Origin of the sequence: Pseudomonas sp. BN417 (assembly GCF_029871205.1) — a bacterium.
Lineage (GTDB): Bacteria > Pseudomonadota > Gammaproteobacteria > Pseudomonadales > Pseudomonadaceae > Metapseudomonas.
In genome coordinates, this window is the sequence record NZ_SSOJ01000122.1 from 13,723 (window position 1) to 35,699 (window position 21,977).

Annotated in this window: 20 protein-coding genes; 7 read left to right on the forward strand and 13 right to left on the reverse strand. The window is 66.0% G+C overall.

All coding sequences use genetic code 11. From position 1 onward, the window contains the following. Window positions 1-67: 67 nt before the first annotated feature. Complete coding sequence (locus tag E8F11_RS15300) at window positions 68-637, forward strand: hypothetical protein (RefSeq protein ID WP_280289680.1); 570 nt, start codon at window positions 68-70, stop codon at window positions 635-637. A gap of 324 nt (window positions 638-961) precedes the next feature. On the opposite strand, the gene E8F11_RS15305 is transcribed toward E8F11_RS15300, so the two are convergent. From E8F11_RS15305 to E8F11_RS15330, 6 genes are all read right to left on the reverse strand, one after another. Next, the gene (locus E8F11_RS15305; protein WP_280289681.1) at window positions 962-2,053 is read right to left on the reverse strand and encodes a PAS domain-containing protein; all 1,092 of its coding nucleotides are present in this window, start codon (window positions 2,051-2,053) and stop codon (window positions 962-964) included. 66 nt (window positions 2,054-2,119) lie between these two features. Continuing rightward, window positions 2,120-3,091 carry a PDR/VanB family oxidoreductase gene (locus E8F11_RS15310; RefSeq protein ID WP_280289682.1) on the reverse strand — a complete coding sequence of 324 codons (972 nt, stop codon included), beginning with the start codon at window positions 3,089-3,091 and terminating at the stop codon, window positions 2,120-2,122. Window positions 3,092-3,156: 65 nt separating this feature from the next. After that, window positions 3,157-4,605, reverse strand: coding sequence for an NADP-dependent succinate-semialdehyde dehydrogenase (gene gabD / locus E8F11_RS15315; RefSeq protein WP_280289683.1), 1,449 nt, complete (start codon window positions 4,603-4,605; stop codon window positions 3,157-3,159). 58 nt (window positions 4,606-4,663) lie between these two features. Next, window positions 4,664-5,785: a ring-hydroxylating oxygenase subunit alpha gene (locus E8F11_RS15320; RefSeq protein ID WP_280289684.1), complete on the reverse strand. Its 1,122-nt coding sequence runs from the start codon at window positions 5,783-5,785 to the stop codon at window positions 4,664-4,666. A 260-nt stretch (window positions 5,786-6,045) separates the two neighbouring features. Then, entirely contained in the window at window positions 6,046-7,659 is a 1,614-nt protein-coding gene (locus E8F11_RS15325) for a BCCT family transporter (RefSeq protein WP_280289685.1), read from the reverse strand. A gap of 211 nt (window positions 7,660-7,870) precedes the next feature. After that, a complete protein-coding gene (locus tag E8F11_RS15330) occupies window positions 7,871-8,950 on the reverse strand; it encodes a tartrate dehydrogenase (protein WP_280289704.1) in 1,080 nt (359 codons plus the stop codon). Between the two features lie 110 nt (window positions 8,951-9,060). Here E8F11_RS15330 and E8F11_RS15335 point away from each other — a divergent pair, with 110 nt between their 5' ends. Together E8F11_RS15335 and E8F11_RS15340 are read left to right on the forward strand one after the other, a co-directional pair. After that, window positions 9,061-9,981 carry a LysR substrate-binding domain-containing protein gene (locus tag E8F11_RS15335; RefSeq protein ID WP_280289686.1) on the forward strand — a complete coding sequence of 307 codons (921 nt, stop codon included), beginning with the start codon at window positions 9,061-9,063 and terminating at the stop codon, window positions 9,979-9,981. 129 nt (window positions 9,982-10,110) lie between these two features. Next, entirely contained in the window at window positions 10,111-10,446 is a 336-nt protein-coding gene (locus E8F11_RS15340) for a DUF3703 domain-containing protein (RefSeq protein ID WP_280289688.1), read from the forward strand. Window positions 10,447-10,904: 458 nt separating this feature from the next. Here the strand turns inward: E8F11_RS15340 and E8F11_RS15345 are convergent, their stop codons facing one another. The 4 genes from E8F11_RS15345 to E8F11_RS15360 all read right to left on the reverse strand — a co-directional run bounded on the left by E8F11_RS15345 (window position 10,905) and on the right by E8F11_RS15360 (window position 14,255). Then, on the reverse strand, window positions 10,905-11,729 hold the full coding sequence (locus tag E8F11_RS15345) for a class I SAM-dependent methyltransferase (RefSeq protein WP_280289689.1): 825 nt from the start codon (window positions 11,727-11,729) through the stop codon (window positions 10,905-10,907). A gap of 67 nt (window positions 11,730-11,796) precedes the next feature. Then, the gene (locus tag E8F11_RS15350) at window positions 11,797-12,537 is read right to left on the reverse strand and encodes a sulfite exporter TauE/SafE family protein (protein ID WP_280289690.1); all 741 of its coding nucleotides are present in this window, start codon (window positions 12,535-12,537) and stop codon (window positions 11,797-11,799) included. 332 nt (window positions 12,538-12,869) lie between these two features. Continuing rightward, window positions 12,870-13,076, reverse strand: a complete 207-nt coding sequence (locus E8F11_RS15355; RefSeq protein WP_280289691.1) for a hypothetical protein — start codon at window positions 13,074-13,076, stop codon at window positions 12,870-12,872. 231 nt (window positions 13,077-13,307) lie between these two features. After that, window positions 13,308-14,255 carry a LysR family transcriptional regulator gene (locus tag E8F11_RS15360; protein ID WP_280289705.1) on the reverse strand — a complete coding sequence of 316 codons (948 nt, stop codon included), beginning with the start codon at window positions 14,253-14,255 and terminating at the stop codon, window positions 13,308-13,310. A gap of 425 nt (window positions 14,256-14,680) precedes the next feature. Here E8F11_RS15360 and E8F11_RS15365 point away from each other — a divergent pair, with 425 nt between their 5' ends. From E8F11_RS15365 to E8F11_RS15380, 4 genes are all read left to right on the forward strand, one after another. After that, window positions 14,681-16,396, forward strand: coding sequence for an AMP-binding protein (locus E8F11_RS15365; RefSeq protein WP_280289692.1), 1,716 nt, complete (start codon window positions 14,681-14,683; stop codon window positions 16,394-16,396). A gap of 82 nt (window positions 16,397-16,478) precedes the next feature. Beyond that, window positions 16,479-17,990 carry a CoA-acylating methylmalonate-semialdehyde dehydrogenase gene (locus E8F11_RS15370; RefSeq protein WP_280289693.1) on the forward strand — a complete coding sequence of 504 codons (1,512 nt, stop codon included), beginning with the start codon at window positions 16,479-16,481 and terminating at the stop codon, window positions 17,988-17,990. Window positions 17,991-18,109: 119 nt separating this feature from the next. After that, window positions 18,110-19,000 carry a 3-hydroxyisobutyrate dehydrogenase gene (gene mmsB / locus E8F11_RS15375; RefSeq protein ID WP_280289694.1) on the forward strand — a complete coding sequence of 297 codons (891 nt, stop codon included), beginning with the start codon at window positions 18,110-18,112 and terminating at the stop codon, window positions 18,998-19,000. 22 nt (window positions 19,001-19,022) lie between these two features. After that, a complete protein-coding gene (locus tag E8F11_RS15380; protein ID WP_280289695.1) occupies window positions 19,023-20,174 on the forward strand; it encodes an acyl-CoA dehydrogenase family protein in 1,152 nt (383 codons plus the stop codon). Window positions 20,175-20,267: 93 nt separating this feature from the next. Here E8F11_RS15380 and E8F11_RS15385 read toward each other — a convergent pair whose 3' ends face one another. Genes E8F11_RS15385 through E8F11_RS15395 form a run of 3 tightly spaced genes read right to left on the reverse strand, consistent with a single transcriptional unit; the run spans window position 20,268 to window position 21,976 of the window. Then, window positions 20,268-21,041, reverse strand: coding sequence for a lipoate--protein ligase family protein (locus E8F11_RS15385; protein WP_280289696.1), 774 nt, complete (start codon window positions 21,039-21,041; stop codon window positions 20,268-20,270). Next, a complete protein-coding gene (locus E8F11_RS15390) occupies window positions 21,038-21,739 on the reverse strand; it encodes a 2-oxo acid dehydrogenase subunit E2 (protein ID WP_280289697.1) in 702 nt (233 codons plus the stop codon). The genes E8F11_RS15385 and E8F11_RS15390 overlap by 4 nt, the downstream gene beginning before the upstream one ends. Window positions 21,740-21,742: 3 nt before the next feature. Next, window positions 21,743-21,976 (reverse strand): lipoyl domain-containing protein, encoded by a 234-nt coding sequence (locus tag E8F11_RS15395; RefSeq protein WP_280289698.1) that lies wholly within the window; start codon window positions 21,974-21,976, stop codon window positions 21,743-21,745. Window position 21,977: the final 1 nt, after the last annotated feature.

The following is a 21,977-nucleotide window of genomic DNA, read 5'->3' on the forward strand; positions in this document are numbered from 1 at the left end:
CCCGGGCCCCTTTGCAGGTATCTTCTCGGTTCATCGCCATCCGCACCCCACAGGACCCGCCTGATCCATGAGCAGTCGCGCATTCCGGGCCGCTGTTTTCTGCCTTGCCGCCCTATCTTCGGCCGCCACCTTCGCCAAGGTGGAGGTCCAGCCCGTCCAGCACAACAAGGTGGGCCGGATACTGGCCGTGGAGATTTCCGGGGACATCGCCCCTGGTGACTACGAGGCACTGATGAAGGGCATTCGCGACAACCCCGGCACGTTCGCCCGCAAGCTGGTGCTGCTGGACAACATCGGCGGCAGCGTGACCGAGGCCATCCGCATGGGACGCCTGCTGCGGGAAACCGGCTTCGACACCATGGTACCGAGCGAAGGCGTCTGCCAGGGCAGCTGCGTCTACCTGCTGGCGGCTGGCCGCAGCAGGACGGTGCGAGGCTACGTCGGCCTGCATCGACCCTACTTTCCCTATGGCGATTCGGCGTTGGCCGACTCCTCTGCCGGCCCCCGCTACAGCCCGGCGGCCTACCTCAAGGAGATGAACGTGCCGCTCGGCCTGCTGGACGAGATGAACGGCATCGAACCGACAAGGATGCGCGTGCTGACCCGCGACGAGCTGGCCCGGTACGGGTTGAATTGATCAACGGCCCCGCGGAAGCGAATTCATTTGAGCTTGGGAAACCACGTCCACTGGGACGCGGTAATGAGTGACCGGCTATGCCTATTACGCCCCAGTGGTTTGGATAGAGCGACGAAGCCGGCCGGTAGGGTGGGCCAAGTGCCGGAGCGATACGTCGCATGCGAGGGCAGGCCTGGGCCCTTCCAGGGGGGCAAACGCAGGTCCAGGTTCCAGGAACGTGGATCGTTCGCGATCGGGCTGCACCGCAGCCCCTACTGAAGGTCCGTGCAGCCTGGTGCCCTCTCCCCCGGCCCCTCTCCCTGAAGGGCGAGGGGTGAATCCAGCCTAACTCCCCCGCACTTCCCGCAACTGCGCCTCCAGCTCCGCCACCCGCGCCTCCAGGGCCTGGCGCTCCGCCCGGCTCGCGGTGATGTCGTCGTAGACGCTGATCAGATGCTCCGGGCTGCCGTCACGGGCATTGCGCTGGACCGAGGTGCGGACCTTCACCCAGATGTAGCTGCCGTCCTTGCGGCGGAAGCGTTTTTCCAGGGTGCTGACGGACTCTTCGCCATCCAGCAGTCGCTTGATCTGGGCCAGGTTCGCGGCGAGGTCGTCGGGGTGGGTGAGCGCGTGGAAGGTCAGGCCGGCGAGCTCTTCGGCGTCATAGCCCAGCAGCTGGCAGAGCGGCTGGTTGACCCGTTGCCACTGCCCGTCCAGGCCGATGTAGGCCAGGGCGCCGCCGGCCAGTTCGAAGATGGCGCGGAAGCGTTCCTCGCTCTGCCGCAGTTCATCCTCCACCCGCTTGCGTTCCGTGCTGTCCAGGCTCACGCCGACCATTTTCACCGAGCGCCCGGCGCTGTCCTGCAGGGAGGTGGCGCGGGAGGTGATCCAGCGTTGCTCGCCATTGGGATGGAAGATGCGAAAGTCGAATTCGTAGCCTTTGCCCTCGGCCACGCACTCGCGGTAGATGGCTTGCAGGGCCTCCACGTCCTCGGGATGCAGATGTGCCCAGAAATCCTCGTTGCGGCGCACCGGCCATCCGTACACAGCCTCGACGTTGGCCGAGTAGGAGACTTCGTCGGTGATCAGGTTCCATTCCCAGTTGACGATGCCGGCGCTTTCCTGGGCCAGTTTCATGCGCGCTTCGCTTTCCATGATCTCGGCGGTGTACTTGCGCCGCACATCGGTCATGGGCAGGTCCTGCACCTCGACGTGCTGGGCATCCTGCAGGGCTTCGTCGCCGTAGCGCAGCCAGATCCAGTTGACCTTGAGGAAGGTCGCCAGCTTGCGCAGGTTGTCGTAGTCGATCTCGCCGCCACGGGTCCATTTGTGCACGGCGGTGCGCGAAATGCCGAGCACCGTGGCCACGGCCTGGAGTGTCAGTTTCTGGTGTTCGAGCAGTTCTTTGAGGCGGAAGGCGAAGCTGTTTTCTGTCATGGCAAGACATGTCCCTGAGCCAGGCGACGCAGTATACACGTCGCCAGCTCCGCCCCTGCCAGCCCCTCAGAGGTCGAGCACGAGACGCTGCCCCCGGGCGCGGGAGACGCACAGCATCATGGTCTGCTGGGCGGCTTTCTCGTCATCCGAGAGGTACTGGTCGAAGTGCTCCGCCTCGCCTTCGAGGATGCGCGTCTCGCAGGTACCGCAGACGCCTTCGCGGCACAGGCACTCCACCCCGGCGGCATTGCTCTTCTCGATGGCCTGGAGGATGGTCATGCCCTCCTCCACCTGCAGCTCGCGGCCGGACTTGGCCAGCACCAGGGTGAAGGCGCCACCGGTGGCTGGCGCGGCGGCGAACTGTTCCCAGTGCACGCGGGCGTCACTCACGCCCTGGTCCCTGGCAGTGGCGATCACCGCATCGATCAGCGGCTTGGGACCGCAGACATAGAGGTGGGCGTCGGCCTCCAGGTTGCCGATCAACTCGGACAGGTTGAGCTGGGTGCCCAGGCTGTCGACATGGAAGCGTACCTGTTCGGCATGGGGACCCTCGGCCAGGTCAACCTGGAAGGCGCCGTGCTCCGGGCTACGGAAGGCGTAGTGCAGTTGGTACTTGGCGCCGCGGGCGCGCAGCTCGGGGAGCTGGGCGAGGAAGGGGGTGATGCCGATGCCGCCGGCGATCAGCACGTGTTTGCCGGCGGCAGGATCGATGGCGAACAGGTTGTTCGGATTGGAGATCACCAGTTCGCTGCCCACTTCCACCTGCTGGTGCATGAAGGCCGAACCGCCCTTGGACTGCTCTTCCAGGCGCACGCCGATCTGGTAGCTGGAGGTGTCCGCCGGGTCGCTCATCAGCGAATAGGCGTTGCTGAACTGGCGGCCGTCGGCGCCTTTCATCTGCACGATGATGTGGCTGCCGCCGGTGAAGGCCGGCAGCGGCTGGCCGTCGGTACGCTCCAGGGTGAAGCGTTTGATCAGGGGGGTCGCCTGCTCCACCGCGGTCACGCGGGCAGGCATCATTTCATAGGAGTTGGCCATCGCTCACCTCTGTTGCGACTGCGGGCGGCGCCGGGCGCCGCCCTGATGGTGCGTGGTGCCCGCCGTCAGACGGCGAGGCACAGGTACTTCATTTCCAGGTAGTCCTCGATGCCGTACTTCGAGCCTTCGCGGCCGAGGCCGGACTGCTTGACGCCACCGAAAGGAGCCACCTCGTTGGAGATCAGCCCGGTGTTGATGCCGACCATGCCGTACTCCAGTTGCTCGGCGATCTTCCACACGCGGCCGATGTCGCGGCTGTAGAAATAGGCCGCCAGGCCGTAGAGGGTGTCGTTGGCCAGGCGCAGCACTTCCTCGTCCGAGGAGAAGCGCACCAGGGGCGCCACCGGGCCGAAAATTTCCTCGTCCAGCAGTTGCATGCCCGGCGCCACGCCGGTCAGCACCGTGGGCTGCAGGAAGTTGCCGTCCAGGCCGTGGACTTCGCCGCCCACCAGCACTTCGGCGCCCTTCTCCACGGCGTCGGCCATCAGGCTGCGCACCTTCTCCAGGGCCTTGCCGGTGATCAGCGGGCCGATCTGGGTGGCGCCTTCCAGGCCATGGCCGACGCGCAGCTCGCGGACCCGCGCGGCGAAGCGCTCGGCGAAGGCGTCGTAGACCGCGTCGTGGATATAGAAACGGTTGACGCAGACGCAGGTCTGGCCGGCGTTGCGGTACTTGGCGACCAGGGCGCCTTCCACGGCGGCGTCGATATCGGCGTCGTCAAAGACGATGAAGGGCGCGTTGCCGCCCAGCTCCAGGGAGACCTTCTTGATAGTCGGCGCACACTGGCCCATCAGCAGGCGGCCCACCGGGGTGGAGCCGGTGAAGCTCAGCTTGCGCACCAGCGGGTGGCTGGTGAGCTGGGCGCCGATGGCCACGGCGTCGCCGGTGACTATGCTCAGCACGCCGTCGGGCACGCCGGCACGCTTGGCCAGCTCGGCCAGGGCCAGGGCGGAGAACGGCGTCTCGTTGGCCGGCTTGACCACCATGGTGCAGCCCGCCGCCAGGGCCGGCGCTACCTTGCGGGTGATCATCGCCGAGGGGAAGTTCCAGGGCGTGATCGCGGCGCAGACGCCGATGCCCTGCTTGACCACCAGCAGGCGCTTGTCGCCGGCGGGCGAAGGAATCACGTCGCCATAGACGCGTTTGCCCTCTTCCGCGAACCACTCGATGAAGGAAGCGGCGTAGCGGATCTCGCCAATGGCCTCAAGCAGGGGCTTGCCCTGCTCCAGGGTCATCAGGCGCGCCAGGTCGTCTTCGTGCTGCAGCATCAGCTCGAACCAGCGACGCAGGATCTGCGCGCGCTCCTTGGCGGTGCGCGCACGCCAGGCCGACAGCGCGGCGTCGGCAGCTTCGATGGCGCGCCGGGTCTCGGCGCCGCCCATGTCCGGCACGCGGCCAAGCAGCTCGCCGTTGGCGGGGTCGGTCACGTCCACCGTGCGGCCGTCGTCGGCGTCGCTCCAGGCGCCGGCGATGAACGCCTGCTGGCGGAACAGCTCATTGTCTTTCAGGTTCACGCGGGAATACCTCTTGTACGCAAGGCGGGCCGCCGCACACAGGCGGCGGCCACGGCCATCAACGGTCCAGGTGGGCGACGGCGATCAGGTTGTGGAAGTGGGCGATGCCGTGCTCGCTCTGCCCGCTGCGCTGGCGGTCGGCCATGATCCGACCCTGGCCACGGTAGCCGCGGGACTTCAGGCCCTTCTGCACGCTCTCCACCAGGCGCAGGTCTTCCGGACGGAAGACATCGCGGTACCACTCGATCAGCGACTGCTGCTCGGGGGTAATGTCCTTGTTCAGGAAGTAGATGTCGTAGTGCTGCAGGGTGACCTCGGCGCTGACCGGGAACTCGTAGATCACGGTCATGAAGTTGCCGCCGGGCGGTGCGTTGAACATGGTGCACGGCCAGGCCCAGAAGCCGCTGAAGGACGGGTCCTTGACCGACTCGTCGAACTTGAAGGACTTCTCGGACGGCTTGGCCACGCCATACTGCAGCGACCAGTTGCCGAACATGGTGTGGCTGTACTGGCCGACGTCCACCGAGTCGGAGAAACCCGGGTGGGCAGGCGCGCAGTGGTAGCACTCCATGTAGTTGTCGACGATGGACTTCCAGTTGGCCGGGGTCTCGGTGACGAAACGCGCCGCCAGGTGCAGGTCGTCCACCACCGGGCAGGCCTGGCGCAGGCGCGCTTCGAAGCCAGGCAGTTGTTCTTCCACCGGGCCGGCGTCCTTGTTCATGTTGACGAAGACGAAGCCGGCGTATTCCTCCACCCGCAACTGCACGAGGCTGGAGTTCTCCTTGTCGAAGTTCTCCACGTGGTCACAGTTGCGCGCATGGGCCAACTCGCCGTCGAGCTTGAAAGTCCAGGCGTGATAGGGGCAGGTGATCACGTTCTTGGCCTTGCCGTTGCCCTGGAGCAACTGGTGGCCACGGTGCGGGCAGACGTTGTAGAAGGCACGCAGCACGCTGTCGCGGCCCCGCACGACGATGATGCTCTCGCCGATGTACTCGCGGGTGATGTAGGCGTTGCTCTCGGCCACCTCACTGCGATGCCCCACGCAGACCCAGCTGTTGGCGAAAATCTTTTCCTGCTCGTGCTCGAAGATCTCCGGGCGGGTGTAGTAGCTGGCGGGAATGGTGTAGGCCTCATCGGCGTTGGCGCAGAAATCGGCAGGCAGGCGTTGGATATCGTTCATCGTCTGTACTCCAGGCATTTTCAGGGCACCGGCTGGGCCGGGCCATCACAGCTATTTACTTTTGGTTAACGCAAATCTGTCAGTTAACAGATCGGGCAAAATTTTTTGGGCCAAAGGCCGGTAGGTTGCGGCAGAGCGAAGCGAAGCCCAACAGGGAATGCTCGGACCTCCCGTTGGGCTTCGCGGAGCTCAGCCCAACCTACAAAAACAATGCATCCACAAAGGTCCCCCACGCGTCCATGCGCGGGGCGCAACTCAACTCATTGCGCGGTAGCGGTGTTCAGGCGCACGCCCTCTTCCGCTTGCGGCGGCTCGACACTCTCGTCCAGACCGCGGCGCACCGCCTCTTCCTCGATCAGGTGGGCCGGCATGCTGCCGTAGTCTTCCAGCATCCACTTGAAGAAGCCGTAGATCTTGGTCAGCAGGATCAGCAGGAAGGGAATCGCGGTCAGCACCACCGCGGTCTTCATGGTGGACAGCGACGCCTTGGCGAACAGCATGGCCAGCGGGATCAGGGTCAGCATCACGCACCAGAACAGGCGGTGGGTCGGGGTTGGGTCCTGGCCTTCCTTGAGGTTGCGGGTGCTGGTGGCCGCCACGGCGTAGGCAGCCGCATCCATATGGGAGGCGCAGAACACCGCCATGATGAACAGGTACACCGCGAGGAACACCTTGCCGAACGGTAGCGAGGTCAGCAGCATCTCGACGGCAGTCTCGCCACCTTGCTCGCTGAGGATCCGCGGCACGTCGATGGCCCCGGTGATGAACTGGTGCATGCTGAAGCTCTCCAGCGCGCCGAAGAAGAACCAGCAGCCCAGGCTACCGCCGAGCAGCAGCGCGGCGACCACTTCCTTGATCTTGCGGCCCTTGGAGACGCGGGTGACGAACATGGCCACGCCCGGCGCGTAGGACACCCACCAGAGCCAGTAGAACACCGTCCAGTTGCGGGTGAAGGCACCGTCGCCAGCGGGGTCGGTGAACAGGCTCATGTGCACGTAGTTCTGGATCATCAGGCCGATGGCGTTGGCGGTGTTGTTCAGGGTGAACTGGGTCGGGCCGACCAGGAACACCACGCCGGCGAAAGCCAGCGCGCCCACGCAGACCATCTTGGAGAGGCGCTGCATGCCGCCATCGATGCCGATGTAGGAACTGAGGGAGAAGATCACCGCCACCGCGCCTATCACCACCAACTGGGTAACGAAGGTATCCGGGACGCCGGTGAGGCCGGCCAGGCCGCGGGTCAGGGTCGAGGCGGTGAGCGCCAGGGACACCGTCAGCGCGCCGAACATGGTCAGCAGGAAGATCAGGTCCACCAACCGGCCCACCGGGCCGTTGGCGCGGAAGCCGGTAACGGCTTCGATGATCGAGGCCAGGCCCAGGCCGCTCTTCTTGCGCACGTGGAAGTGATAGGCCAGGGCCAGGGACGCCAGGGCGTAGAGCGCCCAGGCACTGATGCCCCAGTGGAAGAAGGAGTAGCTGACGCTGTATTCCAGGGCCTGACGCGAGCCGGCGGCGATATTCAGCCCCGGCGTCTGGTAGTAGTAGGCCCATTCCATGACACCCCAATAGAGGGTCGAGGAGCCCATGCCGGCGCAGATGAACATGAACACCCAGGTCATGTTCGTGTATTCCGGCTTGCCGTTGCCGAGGCGGATGTTGCCGTACTTGCTGAAGGCCAGGTACAGCACGGCCAGGGCGGCGCCGAAGACGAACAGCTGTACCGCGGTACCGAAGGTACGGGTGGAAATCTCGAAGAGCCGGTTGGCCATGGCCTCCGACTCGGTGGGGAAAGCTGCAAGGCCGATCACGGTCAAGGCCACGGCGATCAGGCTCGCCGTGATCAAGAACATGTCTTTCTTATTGTTGTTGGACATTGATGTCTCCTGGAACTGGATAACCCGGCACCCCATCAGGCAGAGGGCCACCGGACTACGCTATTTGTTAATCATTGGTTTACGTTAATCCATTGGTTAACAGCTTGTCCGAAATAAGCCCTCAAAGCAACTCCTGTCGGACAATTCGCCGGCCGTCTGTCACCTGCGTACAAACGCCGGCCGCCCGTTCTCACGGGCGGCCGGATGAAACTCACAATGCCTTGGCGATGGCCTCCCCCACTTCCTGGGTCGAAGCCTTGCCGCCCAGGTCCGGGGTCACCGGACCTTCGGCGATGACCTGCTCGATGGCGCGCAGGATGCCGTCGTGGGCCGCCTTGTAGCGTTCGTCGCCGTTACCGAGGAAGTCCAGCATCAGGGCGCCGGACCAGATCATGGCGATGGGGTTGGCGATGTTGCGGCCGTAGATGTCGGGCGCCGAGCCGTGTACCGGCTCGAACAGCGAGGGGAACTTGCGCTCCGGGTTGAGGTTGGCCGATGGCGCGATGCCGATGGTGCCGGCGCAGGCCGGGCCCAGGTCGGAAAGGATGTCGCCGAACAGGTTGGACGCCACCACCACGTCGAAGCGGTCCGGCTGCAGCACGAAGCGCGCGCAGAGGATGTCGATGTGCTGCTTGTCCCACTTGATCTCCGGGTACTTCTCCGCCATGGCGGCGACCCTCTCGTCCCAGTAGGGCATGCTCACCGCCATGCCGTTGGACTTGGTGGCGGCGGTCAGCTGCTTGCGCTCGCGGGTCTGGGCCAGGTCGAAGGCGTACTTGAGGATGCGGTCGACGCCACGGCGGGTGAATACCGATTCCTGCAGCACGAATTCATGCTCGGTGCCCTCGAACATGCGGCCACCCAGGGAGGAATATTCGCCCTCGGTGTTCTCGCGGATCACCACGAAGTCGATGTCGCCCGGCTCGCGGCCCGCCAGCGGGCACGGCACGCCGGGGAACAGGCGCACCGGGCGGATGTTCACGTACTGGTCGAAGTCGCGGCGGAACTTCAACAGCGAACCCCAGAGCGAGATGTGGTCGGGCACCTTGTCCGGCCAGCCCACGGCGCCGAAATAGAGGGCGTCGAAGCCCTTCAGCTGCTCGAACCAGTCGTCCGGCATCATCTTGCCGTGCTGCAGGTAGTAATCGCAGCTGGCCCACTCGATGGTCTCGAAGGAAAGGTCCAGGCCCCACTTGCGGGCCGCTGCCTCGACGACCCGCAGGCCTTCGGGGAGAACTTCGTTGCCGATGCCGTCGCCGGCGATGGCGGCGATCTTGAATGTCTTGCTCATGCTGGTCGTGCCCTTGGTGAAGAAGCCATGTTCAGGCGGGATGGCGACCATGCTATAAGGACTCCACACAAAGATAATCCAGCAGTCCATTGATAGATAAGACACGAATCGTGAATAGTCTGCCCAACCTGGAAGACCTCCGCGTCTTCGTCCTGGTGGCTCGCCGCTCCAGCTTCGCCGCAGTCGCCAGCGAAATGGGGACCTCCCCCGCCTTCGTAAGCAAGCGCATCCGCCTGCTGGAGGAAAGCCTCGGCGTGCGCCTGCTGCACCGCACCACGCGGCGGGTGGCGGTGAGCGAGGATGGCGAACGGGTATACCGCTGGGCGCAGCACATCTTCGAGGCGGTGGAGCGGATGACCGACGAAGTCTCCGAACTGCACCAGGAGCCGCGGGGGCAATTGCGCATCGTCAGCAGCTTCGGCCTCGGCCGTCGCCTGGTGGCCCCCGCGCTCTCGGAGTTGTCGGCGCGCTACCCGGCGCTGGATATCCGCCTTGACCTCTCCGACCGCCTGGTGGACCTGATCGACGAAGGCTTCGACCTGGACATCCGCATCGGCGACAACATCGCCCCCAACCTGATCGCCAAGCCGCTCGCCGAGAACAGCCGCATCCTCTGCGCCTCCCCCGCCTACCTGGCGCACCGTGGCGAACCCGGCAGCCTGGCGGAACTGGCGGGCCACGACTGCCTGGTAATCAAGGAGCGCGACCACCCCTTCGGCCTCTGGCGCCTGCAGGGGCCGACCGGCGAGGAAAACGTGAAGGTCACCGGCCCACTTTCAGCCAACAATGGCGAGATCGTCCACCAGTGGGCGGTGGATGGACGCGGCATCGCCCTGCGCTCCTGGTGGGACGTGGGCGAGAGCCTGGACAACGGCCGCCTGGTGCACATCCTTCCCGAGTACCGCCAGCCGGCGAATATCTGGGCCGTCTACGCCGCGCCGCTGGCCACCTCGGCGAAGATCCGCGTGGCGGTGGAGTTCTTCCGCCAGTATTTCCAGGCACACCGTGGCCAGGGCCTCGAACGCGTTTGATAATCCGAAATGCGAAGGCAGGCCTTCGCGTCTGCGCCTGCCTCCCGCCCCCTTGTAGAAGCCCCTTGACCCTGAAGCAGCTACAGGGTGTTCACTCCCGCGCGTCCCCCGGCACGGATGAACACCCCGATGAAGCCCGCCCTGCACATCGCCATCGACCAGGCTTTCCACCAGGCCCGGCAGGCACTCGCCGCGCATGATCCGCAACGCGCCTACCCCTGGCTCGAGCGCGCGCATATCCTCAGCCAGCGCCTGCCGCTGCCCCATGCCCGCAGCCACTGGTTGATGCTGCTGGCGGGCTGGCAACAGCGCGATTTACGCGAAGTGCTCGGCCAGGCCCTGCGCATTCCCGCCGCCCTGCTCTTCTCCCGCCTCTGGGTGCCCCTGGGCAATACCGGCCGGGCCAGGGTCAGCGCCTTCAAGCCGATGCCGCTGGCCGAAGAGCTGCGCCGGCTCCTCGACTAGAGGCTGCGGCGCTGGAATGGGTTGCCGGCCGCGCCTGAAGGCGCGGCCGGGCTGTTCAAGGGCTTCGTCCTTGAAGTGGAAAAAGGACCGGCACGGGCCTGACGCAATGGCAAGGGTTCCGTGCCAGCCAACGCTCGTCGGATCGAGCCTTTTCAGCATGGACGCCAGCCAGTCGCACGGGCGGGCCATTCGCACCTGCTGTTTGCACCGTCTGGCGACTGGAACCAGCGTTCCATTGCCCGAATCGATGCGGCCCGCGGTGGCGTTCTGCCTTGTTTTTACGAAGCGACAAACGGTGTTGCACCAAAGTCGTAAAGCGCCCTGGATTTCAGCGCAGCTTCGCCCGGCATTGACTACGTTGAATACGTCCCCTTGCAGAGGACAGTTAAAGTCGTCACGGCCGCCACCTCCCCCCGTAAGTTGCTCGCGCCGTGGCGACTTTTTTTACGCCCGCCGCCTTACCCGCGCTTCACAGCCTGCAGCGTGTAGCTCAGGGGCAACCGCCAGCGATCCCGGTCCAGCCGCCATTCGCCCACGTCGTCCACCACCATCCGCCCGGGCAGCGCCTCCCAGGGAAGGCTGTCGTGCTCCACCAGAGCGGTGATCGCCATTCCGTGCGTCAGCAGCGCGCTGATGATCTCGCCCAGGCCGTGATTCCACTCGTGGGTCAGGGTCGAGGTCAGCGTGCCGTCGGTTTCCACGTAGGTGCCATCGTCGTCCCAGATCACGGGCTCCGCACGCTCGAAGTAGGGATACTCGATCACCAGACCGTCTTCCCGCGCCTCGTTCACTGCCCACAGCATCGGGTGCCCTTCGCGGATGAACAGGCGCCCGCCGGGCTTCAGCAAGGCGGCGACCACACGGGCCCAGCCGTCGATGCCGGGCAACCAGCAGAGGGCGCCGATGCCGGTGTAGACCAGGTCGAAGGCCCCCGCCGGGAGCACCTGGTCGGCCTGGTAGAGATCGGACTCGACGAAGTCCAGCTCCGCCCCACAGCGCCGCGCCAGCAGCCGGGCCTGTTCGAGGGACGCCGGCGAGAAATCCAGCCCGGTCATCCGCGCCCCCAGGCGGGCCAGCGACAGGGTATCGGTGCCTATGTGGCATTGCAGGTGCACGCCGCGCAGGCCTTTGATATCGCCCAGGCGTGGCAGGTCGAAGCGCACCACGTCCGAGAGGTAGTGCGGATCGCTGACGAATGTCTCGGCAGCGTAGTCGCGGGACGCCGCATGCAGGGGTGCGCGCTGGTCCCAGTTGGCCTTGTTCAGCTTGAGGTAATCGCTCACGGGGCAGGACTCCTTTCTTCCCTGAATCGAACGAGGCACGAAACTAGCCCCGGTCCGGAACCGCCGTCTACAGGTTCTGCACGATCAGTTGCACCCCCGTCACCAGCAGGCCGGCCCAGGCGATGCGGTAGAACCAGTTGTGGTTGACCCGGCTCTGCAACCAGATACCCAGCCACACGCCCAACACTACTATCGGCGCGAGCGCCAGGCTGGCGGTCAGGCTGGTGGCGGTGAATTGCCCCAGCAGTGCGTAGGGCACCAGCTTCACCGCATTGGTCAGGAGGAAGAAGACGTTCACCGTGGCCACGTAGCGCACCTTGTCCAGCTGCTGCGGCAGCAGGTACATCATGATCGGCGGGCCGCCGGCATGGGCGACGAAACTGGTGAAGCCGGCGATGCCGGACAGCAGCGATCCCTTGGCCACCCCGGGCGAACTGGGCGCCTGGGCGGCAGCTGCATTCAGTACATTGAGCAGGAAGAAGGCAATGGCGATGCCGCCGATCAGGAGACCGATCAGGCGCTCGCTGAGCAGGCCGAAGCTCAGGGTGCCGATCAGCACGCCGACCAGGGCGCCGGGCAGCATGATCTTCAGGTTGCGCAAATCCCACTTGCCGTAGAAGCGGCGCAACCCGGTGATATCGGCCATGCAGAGAATGGGCAGCATGATCGCCGCTGCCTGGGTGGGCGGCATCATCAACGCCAGCAACGGCACGGCGATGCCGCCCAGGGCGCCGCCGAAGCCTCCTTTGGAAATGCCCGTCAGCAGGACGGCGGGTACGCCCAGGAGAAAGAGTTCGACGAAGGACATCGGCTGGCGGCCTGTTCAGGTTGGGGCGCCATTATCACCAACTTTTGTAGCGGCGCCCTCCGCTGCAAATGCCGAAAGGGGGCGGTCAGCGAACGTACCGACACCTGCGGGCGCATCCGGCCAGGCATCCGCTCGATCCGCCGGTCACCTACAAACATGCAGGTATACATACGACCTAAACTGAAATTGTCCGGAAGAGGACAAAGCTATCGCCGCCGAAACCCGACTGGGTCTTAGGGGGTGATGGTTAACCTTGCTGAACAGACCTTCCGCCACGGCGATGTGCTCACGCTGTGGCGGTTTCTTTTTGATGAATCGCAGGACTCGTCGACTCACTCCACCTTCTGCTGCGTCAGCAACAGCGGCGCCTCGCCACGGGCCACGCTGATCTCTACCAGTATCTGGTCAGCCGAGCTCTCCAACGCTCCCCGCCCCATCAGCGATTGCATGGTAATGCCGGTGATCAGCCAGCTCTCGCCGGACGCAGGGCAATCCACCGCCACCCCGACAGTGCCATCCGGCCCTATCGTGCACTTCACGATATGGCCAGGCAGAAAGGCCGAGAGCCTGGTTTGCAGCCGGGTTTCAAGCCTGTGTTTCATGAGCCCTCCCCTTGCCCCAAGCGATGCTCCAGGCCTTTGCCTCAGGCCGGTGGCATCACGAAGAATCAGGGCAGAGTGAGCTGTATAGTTCATTGCCGACAGGGCTACGGGGGAGATTGGTTACCGTTTGGCGGAATTGGGACAGCGTGCTTGTGGCGTGGTTTCCCGTCAGCCGGAGGGGAACAGCATCGAGTCGTTTTCGCCCATCAACCAGGACCGATTCAGCTCGGCGCAAGCGTGCAGATGCTCCGCCACCAGGGTGATCCGCTTGAGCCTGCGCAGGTCCTCGCTGTAGTAGATCCAGAACTGCCGAGTGACCTCCACCTCGTGCGGCAGCACTTCCTGCAAGCGCGGATCCCCCGCGGCCATGAAGCACGGCAGGATGGCCAGCGCCTGCCCCTGCAGGGCGGCCTGGTACTGCGCGATCACGCTGGTGCTGCGCAGTTGGCTCATGGCGCCGGGCAGCAGGTCGTTCAGGTAGAGCAGCTTGGGACTGAAGGCCAGGTCCTCGACATAGGTGATGAACGGGTGGCCGGCCAGGTCTTCGCGGCGCTCGATCGGTGGGTGGCGTTGCAGATACTCGGGCGAGGCGTACAGGCGCAGCCGGTAGTCGCACAGCCTGGAACAGACGTAGGGGCCCCGCTCCGGTCGCTCCAGGGTGATAGCGATGTCCGCCTCGCGGCGCGACAGGCTGACGAAATGCGGCACCGGCAGGATGTCCGCCGAGATGTGCGGATACCGCTCGAGGAAGCGGCTCATCTGTGCCGTGACGAAGTAGGAGCCGAATCCCTCGGTGCAGCCGATGCGCACATGCCCCGACAGACCCAGGCGTGTGCCCGACACCTGTTCGCAGGCGGCCTGCAGGGTGCTCTCCAGCGTCTCGGCATGGCCCAGCAGGCGCTGCCCCTCGACGGTGAGGACAAAGCCGGCCGCCCGCGACTTCTCGAACAGCAAGGCGCCCAGCGCCTGCTCCAGGGCACGAACGCGGCGCGAGACCGTGGTGTAGTCGACGCCCAGGCGCCGTGCCGCGCCGGTCGCCGTACGCGTGCGAGCGACTTCCAGGAAGAAACGCAGGTCGTCCCACTTAACCTGATCGACCTTGGTGCTTTTATGCATGTCCATCGGCTTGTTTCGTCAGCTCATGCTGGATAGATGCCTGCATCTACTCACACCCGACAGCACTGGGCCAAGAGAAATCTTCAGGCGCGCAAGCCTGCGGCCGGCTCGACGACCCATGATATTTATGCACAACGCACCGGTTATTTTGCGAGTTCTTATCTGATTTGCGCCTGCCTATACTCAACCCACCAACCCGGTCGACCTGCGCCAGGAACCGGACAAGACCCGATAAAAATAAACAAGGGCACCCACCATGACCTCAGCAATGCCTAGCAGCCTTCCCGCGCCAACCGCAACACCAGCCGCATCGCGCTCCGCGTCCGGCGCCCTTCGATCCCCGGCCCTCGCCGGCTGACCAGTAGCCCGGAACCTCCTCCGTATCCGCACCTGTCCGCCGCCCACGGCGATCGATGGAGACTCACATGAGCAACAATTGCCTCCCCTTCCTGGCTGCACGCGACTTCCTCCTGGCCCACCGCACCGACTACGCCACCGCCGTGCGCGACTTCAGCTGGCCGCAGCTCAAGGAATTCAACTGGGCGCTGGACTACTTCGACAGCATGGCCAGGGACAACGACGCCACGGCGCTCTGGATAGTCGGCGACCAGGGCCGCGAGCAGCGTTACAGCTTCCGCGACCTGTCCACCCGTTCCAACAGCGTGGCCAACCACCTGCGGCAGCTCGGCGTGCAGCGCGGCGAGCGCATCCTGCTGATGCTCGGCAATGAAGTGGCGCTCTGGGAGATCATGCTGGGCGCCTTCAAGATCGGCGCCGTGGTCATCCCCGCCACCGCCCTGCTCACCCCCGAAGACCTGCGCGACCGCCTCGACCGCGGACGGGTCGGCCACGTCATCGCCGGCAGCGCCAATACCCAGAAGTTCGACGGCCTGGACGGCGACTACACCCGCATCAGTGTCGGCGAGCCGGTGCAGGGCTGGATCGACCATGCCGACGCCCTCGCCTGCTCCAGCGAGTTCGAGCCGGACGGCATCACCCTGGCCACCGACCCGCTTCTGCTCTACTTCACCTCCGGCACCACCTCCAAGCCCAAGCTGGTGCTGCACAGCCACCAGAGCTACCCGGTCGGCCACCTTTCCACCATGTACTGGATCGGCCTGCAACCCGGCGACCTGCACCTGAACATCTCCTCCCCCGGCTGGGCCAAGCACGCCTGGAGCTGCTTCTTCGCCCCCTGGAACGCCGGCGCCTGCGTGTTCATCTACGACGTGCCGCGCTTCTCCGCCCGCGGCTTGCTGGAAACCCTGGCCAGCCATGGCATCACCAGCCTCTGCGCGCCACCCACCGTCTGGCGGATGCTGGTGCAGGAAGACCTCGCCGCCTACCGCACGCGCCTGAGCCTGCGGGAGCTGGTGGGAGCCGGCGAGCCAATGAACCCGGAGATCATCGAGCACGTCCAGGAAGCCTGGGGCCTGACCCTGCGCGACGGCTTCGGCCAGTCGGAAACCACTGCGCTGATCGGCAACACCCCGGGCCAGAAACTCAAGGTCGGCTCCATGGGCCGCCCCCTGCCCGGCTACCGCGTGGTGCTGCTGGATGCCGACGGCAACCCGCGCGAGGAAGGCGAAGTGGCGCTGCAGTTCGACCCGCGCCCCCTGGGCATGATGACCTGCTACGAAGACAGCCCGGAGAAGACCGCCGAAGTCACCCGCGGCGGCCATTACCGCACCGGCGACACCGCCGCCCGCGATGCCGAGGGCTACATCACCTTCGTCGGCCGCGCTGATGACGTGTTCAAGTCCTCGGACTACCGCATCAGCCCCTTCGAGCTGGAAAGCGCGCTGATCGAACACGAGGCCGTGATGGAAGTGGCCATAGTGCCGAGCCCGGACCCGGTGCGCCTGGCGGTGCCCAAGGCCTTCCTGATCCTTGCTCCCGGCCACACCGCGAGCCCGGCCCTGGCCGCCGAGATACTCGCCTTCGGCCGCAAGCACCTGGCGCCCTACAAACGGGTGCGCCGCATCGAGTTCGTCAGCGAGCTGCCCAAGACCATCTCCGGGAAGATCCGCCGCGTCGAACTGCGCCGCATCGAGCTGCAACGCCGCCAGGAACACACGCGGGCCGAACTGGAGTTCTTCGAGGAAGACTTCCCCGCCCTGCGGACCGAGAGCGCCAACTGAACCCCATCCCTTTCACCGGGGCCGAGCCATCGGCCCCAGGGCATCTTCGCCCTGACGATTCACTCACGACAGGATAGGAACCATGAGCCAGAACACCTCCATCCCCACGGTCAAGCTGCTGATCGACGGCAAGTTGGTCGAGTCCCGCACCAGCCAATGGCGCGACGTGGTCAACCCGGCCACCCAGGAAGTCCTGGCCCGCGTGCCCTTTGCCACCGAGGACGAAATGAACGCCGCCGTGGCCAGCGCCAAGGCAGCCTTCAAGACCTGGCGCAAGACCCCGATCGGCGCCCGTGCGCGCATCTTCCTCAAGTACCAGCAGCTGATCCGCGAGAACATGAAGGAGCTGGCCGCCATCCTCACCGCCGAACAGGGCAAGACCCTGCCGGACGCCGAGGGCGACATCTTCCGCGGCCTGGAAGTGGTGGAGCACGCCGCCAACATCGGCACCCTGCAGATGGGCGAGCTGGCCAACAACGTCGCCGGCGGCGTGGACACCTACACCCTCAACCAGCCGCTCGGCGTCTGCGCCGGCATCACCCCGTTCAACTTCCCGGCGATGATTCCGCTGTGGATGTTCCCCATGGCCATCGCCACCGGAAATACCTTCATCCTCAAGCCGTCCGAGCAGGACCCGATGGTGACCATGCGCCTGGCCGAACTGGCCATGGAAGCCGGTGTGCCGGCCGGCGTGCTCAACGTCATCCATGGCGGCGCCGACGCGGTGAACCTGCTGTGCGACCACCCGGACATCAAGGCGGTGTCCTTCGTCGGTTCGACCAAGGTCGGCACCCACGTCTACAACCGCGCCACCCTGAACGGCAAGCGCGCCCAGTGCATGATGGGCGCGAAGAACCACGCCATCGTCCTGCCCGACGCCCACAAGCAGCAGACCCTGAACAACCTCGCCGGCGCCGCCTTCGGTGCGGCCGGCCAGCGCTGCATGGCGCTGTCGGTGGTGATCCTGGTGGGCGAGGCGCAAACCTGGTTGCCGGACCTGGTGGAGAAGGCCAAGAGCCTGAAGATCGGCGCAGGCGTCGAGGCCGGCACCGATGTCGGCCCGGTGGTGTCCTGCGCCGCGCTGGATCGCGTCAGCAGTCTGATTGCCGCCGGCGAGAAGGAAGGCGCGCAGCTGGTGCTCGATGGCCGCGACCCGCAGGTGTCCGGCTACGCCAAGGGCAACTTCGTCGGCCCGACCATCTTCGCCGGCGTCACCCCGGAGATGACCATCTACCGCGAGGAAGTCTTCGGCCCGGTGCTCTGCGTCATGCACGCCGCGACCATGGATGACGCCATCGCCCTGATCAACGCCAACCCCAATGGCAACGGCACCGCCCTGTTCACCCGCTCCGGCGCCGCCGCGCGGCACTTCCAGGAAGAGATCGACGTCGGCCAGGTGGGCATCAACGTACCGATCCCGGTGCCGGTGCCGCTGTTCTCCTTCACCGGTTCGCGCGCTTCCAAGCTCGGCGACCTCGGCCCGTACGGCAAGCAGGTGGTGCAGTTCTACACCCAGACCAAGACCGTTACCTCGCGCTGGTTCGACGAGGACGAAGTCGGCGGCGCGGTGAACACCACCATCACCCTCAAATAACGCACGAACACCCGAATGTAGGAGCGAGCTTGCTCGCGAACCAGCGCGGCTCGGAATTTCGCGAGCAAGCTCGCTCCTACGGGATCACCCCCCATTACGCCATTCAAGTGAGATCAACCATGAATATCGGCTTCATCGGACTCGGCAACATGGGCGGCCCCATGGCCCTCAACCTGGTCAAGGCCGGCCACCGGCTGCACGTCTTCGACCTGTCGCAACTGGCGGTGGCGCAATTGGTGGAAGCCGGCGCCCGCGCCGAGGACTCCCCGGGAGCCATCGCCCGCGCCGATGTGGAGATCATCATCACCATGCTGCCGGCGGCGCAGCACGTGAAGTCCGTCTACCTGGGCGAAGACGGCCTGTTGACCAATGTGGCCCCGGGCGTGCTGCTGATCGACAGCTCCACCATCGACCCCCACAGCGCCCGCGAAGTGGCCGCAGCCGCCCGCAAGCAGGGCAACCCGATGCTGGATGCGCCGGTCTCCGGCGGCACCGGCGGCGCGGCGGCCGGCACCCTGACCTTCATGGTCGGCGGCGAGGCGGAAGACTTCGACCGCGCCCACCCCGTGCTGAGCGGCATGGGCCGCAACATCGTCCACTGCGGCGCCACGGGCAACGGCCAGGTGGCCAAGGTGGCGAACAACATGCTGCTGGGCATCTCCATGATCGGCGTCGCCGAAGCCATGGCCCTGGGCACCTCGCTAGGCATGGACCCGAAAACCTTGGCGGGCATCCTCAATACCTCCAGCGGCCGCTGCTGGAGTTCGGAGATCAACAACCCCTATCCCGGCGTGCTGGAAAACGCCCCGGCCTCGCGTGGCTACAGCGGTGGCTTCGGCAGCGACCTGATGCTGAAGGACCTCGGCCTGGCCACCGAGGCGGCCCGCCAGGCGCGCCAGCCGGTGATCCTCGGTGCCGTCGCGCAGCAGCTCTACCAGAGCTTCAGTCTGCAGGGCCACGGCGGCCTGGACTTCTCCGCCATCATCAAACTCTACCGGCACGACGGCTGAGCAGCCGTCCGGGAGCATTGCGATGCAGGATTTAGAACTCTCCGAAGAGCAGCGGATGATCCGCGACATGGCGCGCGACTTCGCCCGCGCCGAAGTCGCGCCTCGGGCGCAGGCCTGGGAAAAGGCCGGCTGGATCGACGACGACCTGGTGCGCCAGATGGGCGAACTGGGCCTGCTCGGCATGGTGGTGCCCGAAGCCTGGGGCGGCACCTACATCGACTACGTGGCCTATGCCCTGGCGGTGGAGGAAATCTCCGCCGGCGACGGTGCCCTCGGCGCGCTGATGAGCATCCACAACTCGGTCGGTTGCGGGCCCATCCTCAACTACGGCAGCGCGGCGCAGAAGGACCTTTGGTTGCCGCAGTTGGCCAGCGGCACCGCCATCGGCTGCTTCTGCCTCACCGAGCCCCAGGCCGGCTCGGAAGCGCACAACCTGCGTACCCGCGCCGAGCTTGTGGACGGCCAGTGGGTGCTGAACGGCGCCAAGCAGTTCGTCAGCAACGGCAAGCGCGCCAAGCTGGCCATCGTCTTCGCGGTGACCGACCCGGAGCTCGGCAAGAAAGGCCTCTCCGCCTTCCTGGTGCCCACCGACACCGCCGGCTTCGTGGTGGATCGCAGCGAGCACAAGATGGGGATCAAGGCCTCCGATACCTGCGCCGTGACCCTGGAGGGCTGCCGCATCCCGGTTGAAAACCTGCTGGGCCAGCGCGGCAAGGGCCTGGCCATCGCCCTGTCGAACCTGGAAGGCGGGCGCATCGGCATCGCCGCCCAGGCCCTGGGCATCGCCCGTGCAGCCTTCGAGGCGGCCCTGGGCTACGCGCGGGAACGGGTGCAGTTCGGCAAGCCGATCATCGAGCACCAGAGCATCGGCAACCTGCTGGCGGACATGCAGACCCGACTCAACGCCGCACGCCTGATGATCCTCCACGCCGCCCGCCTGAAGAGCGCAGGCCTGCCCTGCCTGTCGGAAGCTTCCCAGGCCAAGCTGTTCGCCTCGGAGATCGCGGAGCAGGTCTGCTCCAGCGCCATCCAGGTGCATGGCGGTTACGGCTACCTGGAGGACTACCCGGTAGAGAAGTACTACCGCGATGCGCGGATCACTCAGATCTACGAAGGTTCGAGCGAGGTGCAGCGGCTGCTCATCGCGCGGGAACTGGCCAACTACGCACTCTGACCACGCTTTCCGGGCGCCCCCTTTTCCCGAGGAGCGCCCGGTTTTTTTCGCCTCCCACCCGATTGAGCCCAAGACCTTCCGAATGCTACGGGATCAGCGACGGCATCCCACTGGCGCCTCGGCCGCCCGGGTCGTCAGGTCCACCGCATGCCCCCGCGCGCCGGACGGCGGTAGCCAAGTCCCCCAAGGCGCCTCGAACCAGTGCCCGAGGCTGGCCGTTTCCGGCCAGGCCGGGGTCATCCACTCCTCGAGTGCCACATGGCTGGTCGCCAGGCAGCGCTGGCCCAGGCCGCAGCCCTGGTAGAAGCGGTTGACCACCTCGACCATGGCTTCGCGCTGGTCCTCCAGGAGGATCGCCCCATGCACCAGCACCACCAGGCGGCCATCCGCCGTCCGCCGCCGCCAGCGCTGGGCGGTGCCCACCAGCTTGCGTCGGCCGAGAGTGACGTTGAAGCGCCCATCGCAGAAAGCGCCCGGCACCTCGCCCAGGCCGGGGACCAGCCCCATGGCGCGCAGCCATTGGCAGATCGGCTCGCAGAGACGCAGGTAGGCGGTTTCGATGCGGGCCTGCTCGTCGTCGTCCGCCGGCAATGCATAGGCCAACGCGACGTTGAGCACCGCCGACGACTGCGGCACCGGTTCGCCGCCGGTGTCGCGCAAGGCGATGGGCCAGCCGAGCGCGGCGCAGCCGATGTCCGCCGCCTGGAAGCCCGGCAGCCGGCTCAGCCGGCGTGGCATCACCAGGGCGCGGTCCGAGGGGCGCCAGAACAGCAGCGCCCACTCCTCCTCTCCAGCGTGTACCGCGTCCAGCAGCTGCCGCTCGGCTTCCAGGCCGGCCTCGACGCTCAGGCGCCAGACCGGGCTCATGACGGCGCGCCTCCCTCGATCCGCCGACACAGGTCATCGAGGAAATCCGCCGCCGGCACGCCGTTCACCGCCCGGTGGTCGAAGGTCAGCGACAAACCCATGAACTCCCGCTCCACCAGCGTGCCATCGGCCTCGCGCTGCAGGCGGCGCTGGGTGCCGCCAATACCGATGATGGCCACCTGCGGCACGTTGAGGATGGGGGTGAAGAAGCGCACCCGCGACAGTCCCAGGTTGGATACCGTCACGGTGGCGCCGGTCAGCTCCTTCACCGAGAGCTTGCCGGCGAGCGCCTTGTCCACCAGGGCCCGGCGCGCTGCGGCCAGCCCCTCCGGGTCGAGCTGGTCGGCGTCGAACAGCGCGGGCGCCACCAGCAGGTCGTCCGGCAGGGGGATGGCCAGGCCCAGGTGAACCGCCACGTGCCGGGTGATCAGGTTGTCCTGCAGGGTGGCATTGAGCGCGGGATGGTCCTGCAGCGTGCGCACGATCTCGCACAGCAGCAGGTCCTGCAACGAGGCCTGGCTACCGGCCGCCTTCAGCGCCGCGCGCCGCGCCTGCAGGGCGCTCAGCTCGCATTCGGCATGGTGGGTGAGCTGCGCGGCGGACTGCAGGCTTTCGCTCATCTTCGCCGCGATCATCTTGCGCATGCCCTTGAGCGGGAGCGTGCTGCTCCCCGGGGGCGGTGTCTGCATCTGGCCCATGGGTCACTCCACACGGGCGATGGTCGCGCCCTTGGCGACCACCGCGTCTTCTTCTTCGAGAATCTTCAGCACGCCGGAAGCCGGCGCCTCGATCTCGAACTGGGCCTTCTCGGACATGATCTCGGCCACCAGGTCGCCCTGGGCGACCTCGGCGCCATCACTGACCAGCCAGGAGGTGATCACGGCTTCGGCATCGCCTTCCCAGAGGTCGTCGGCGATCAGGATAGGGGTGGACATG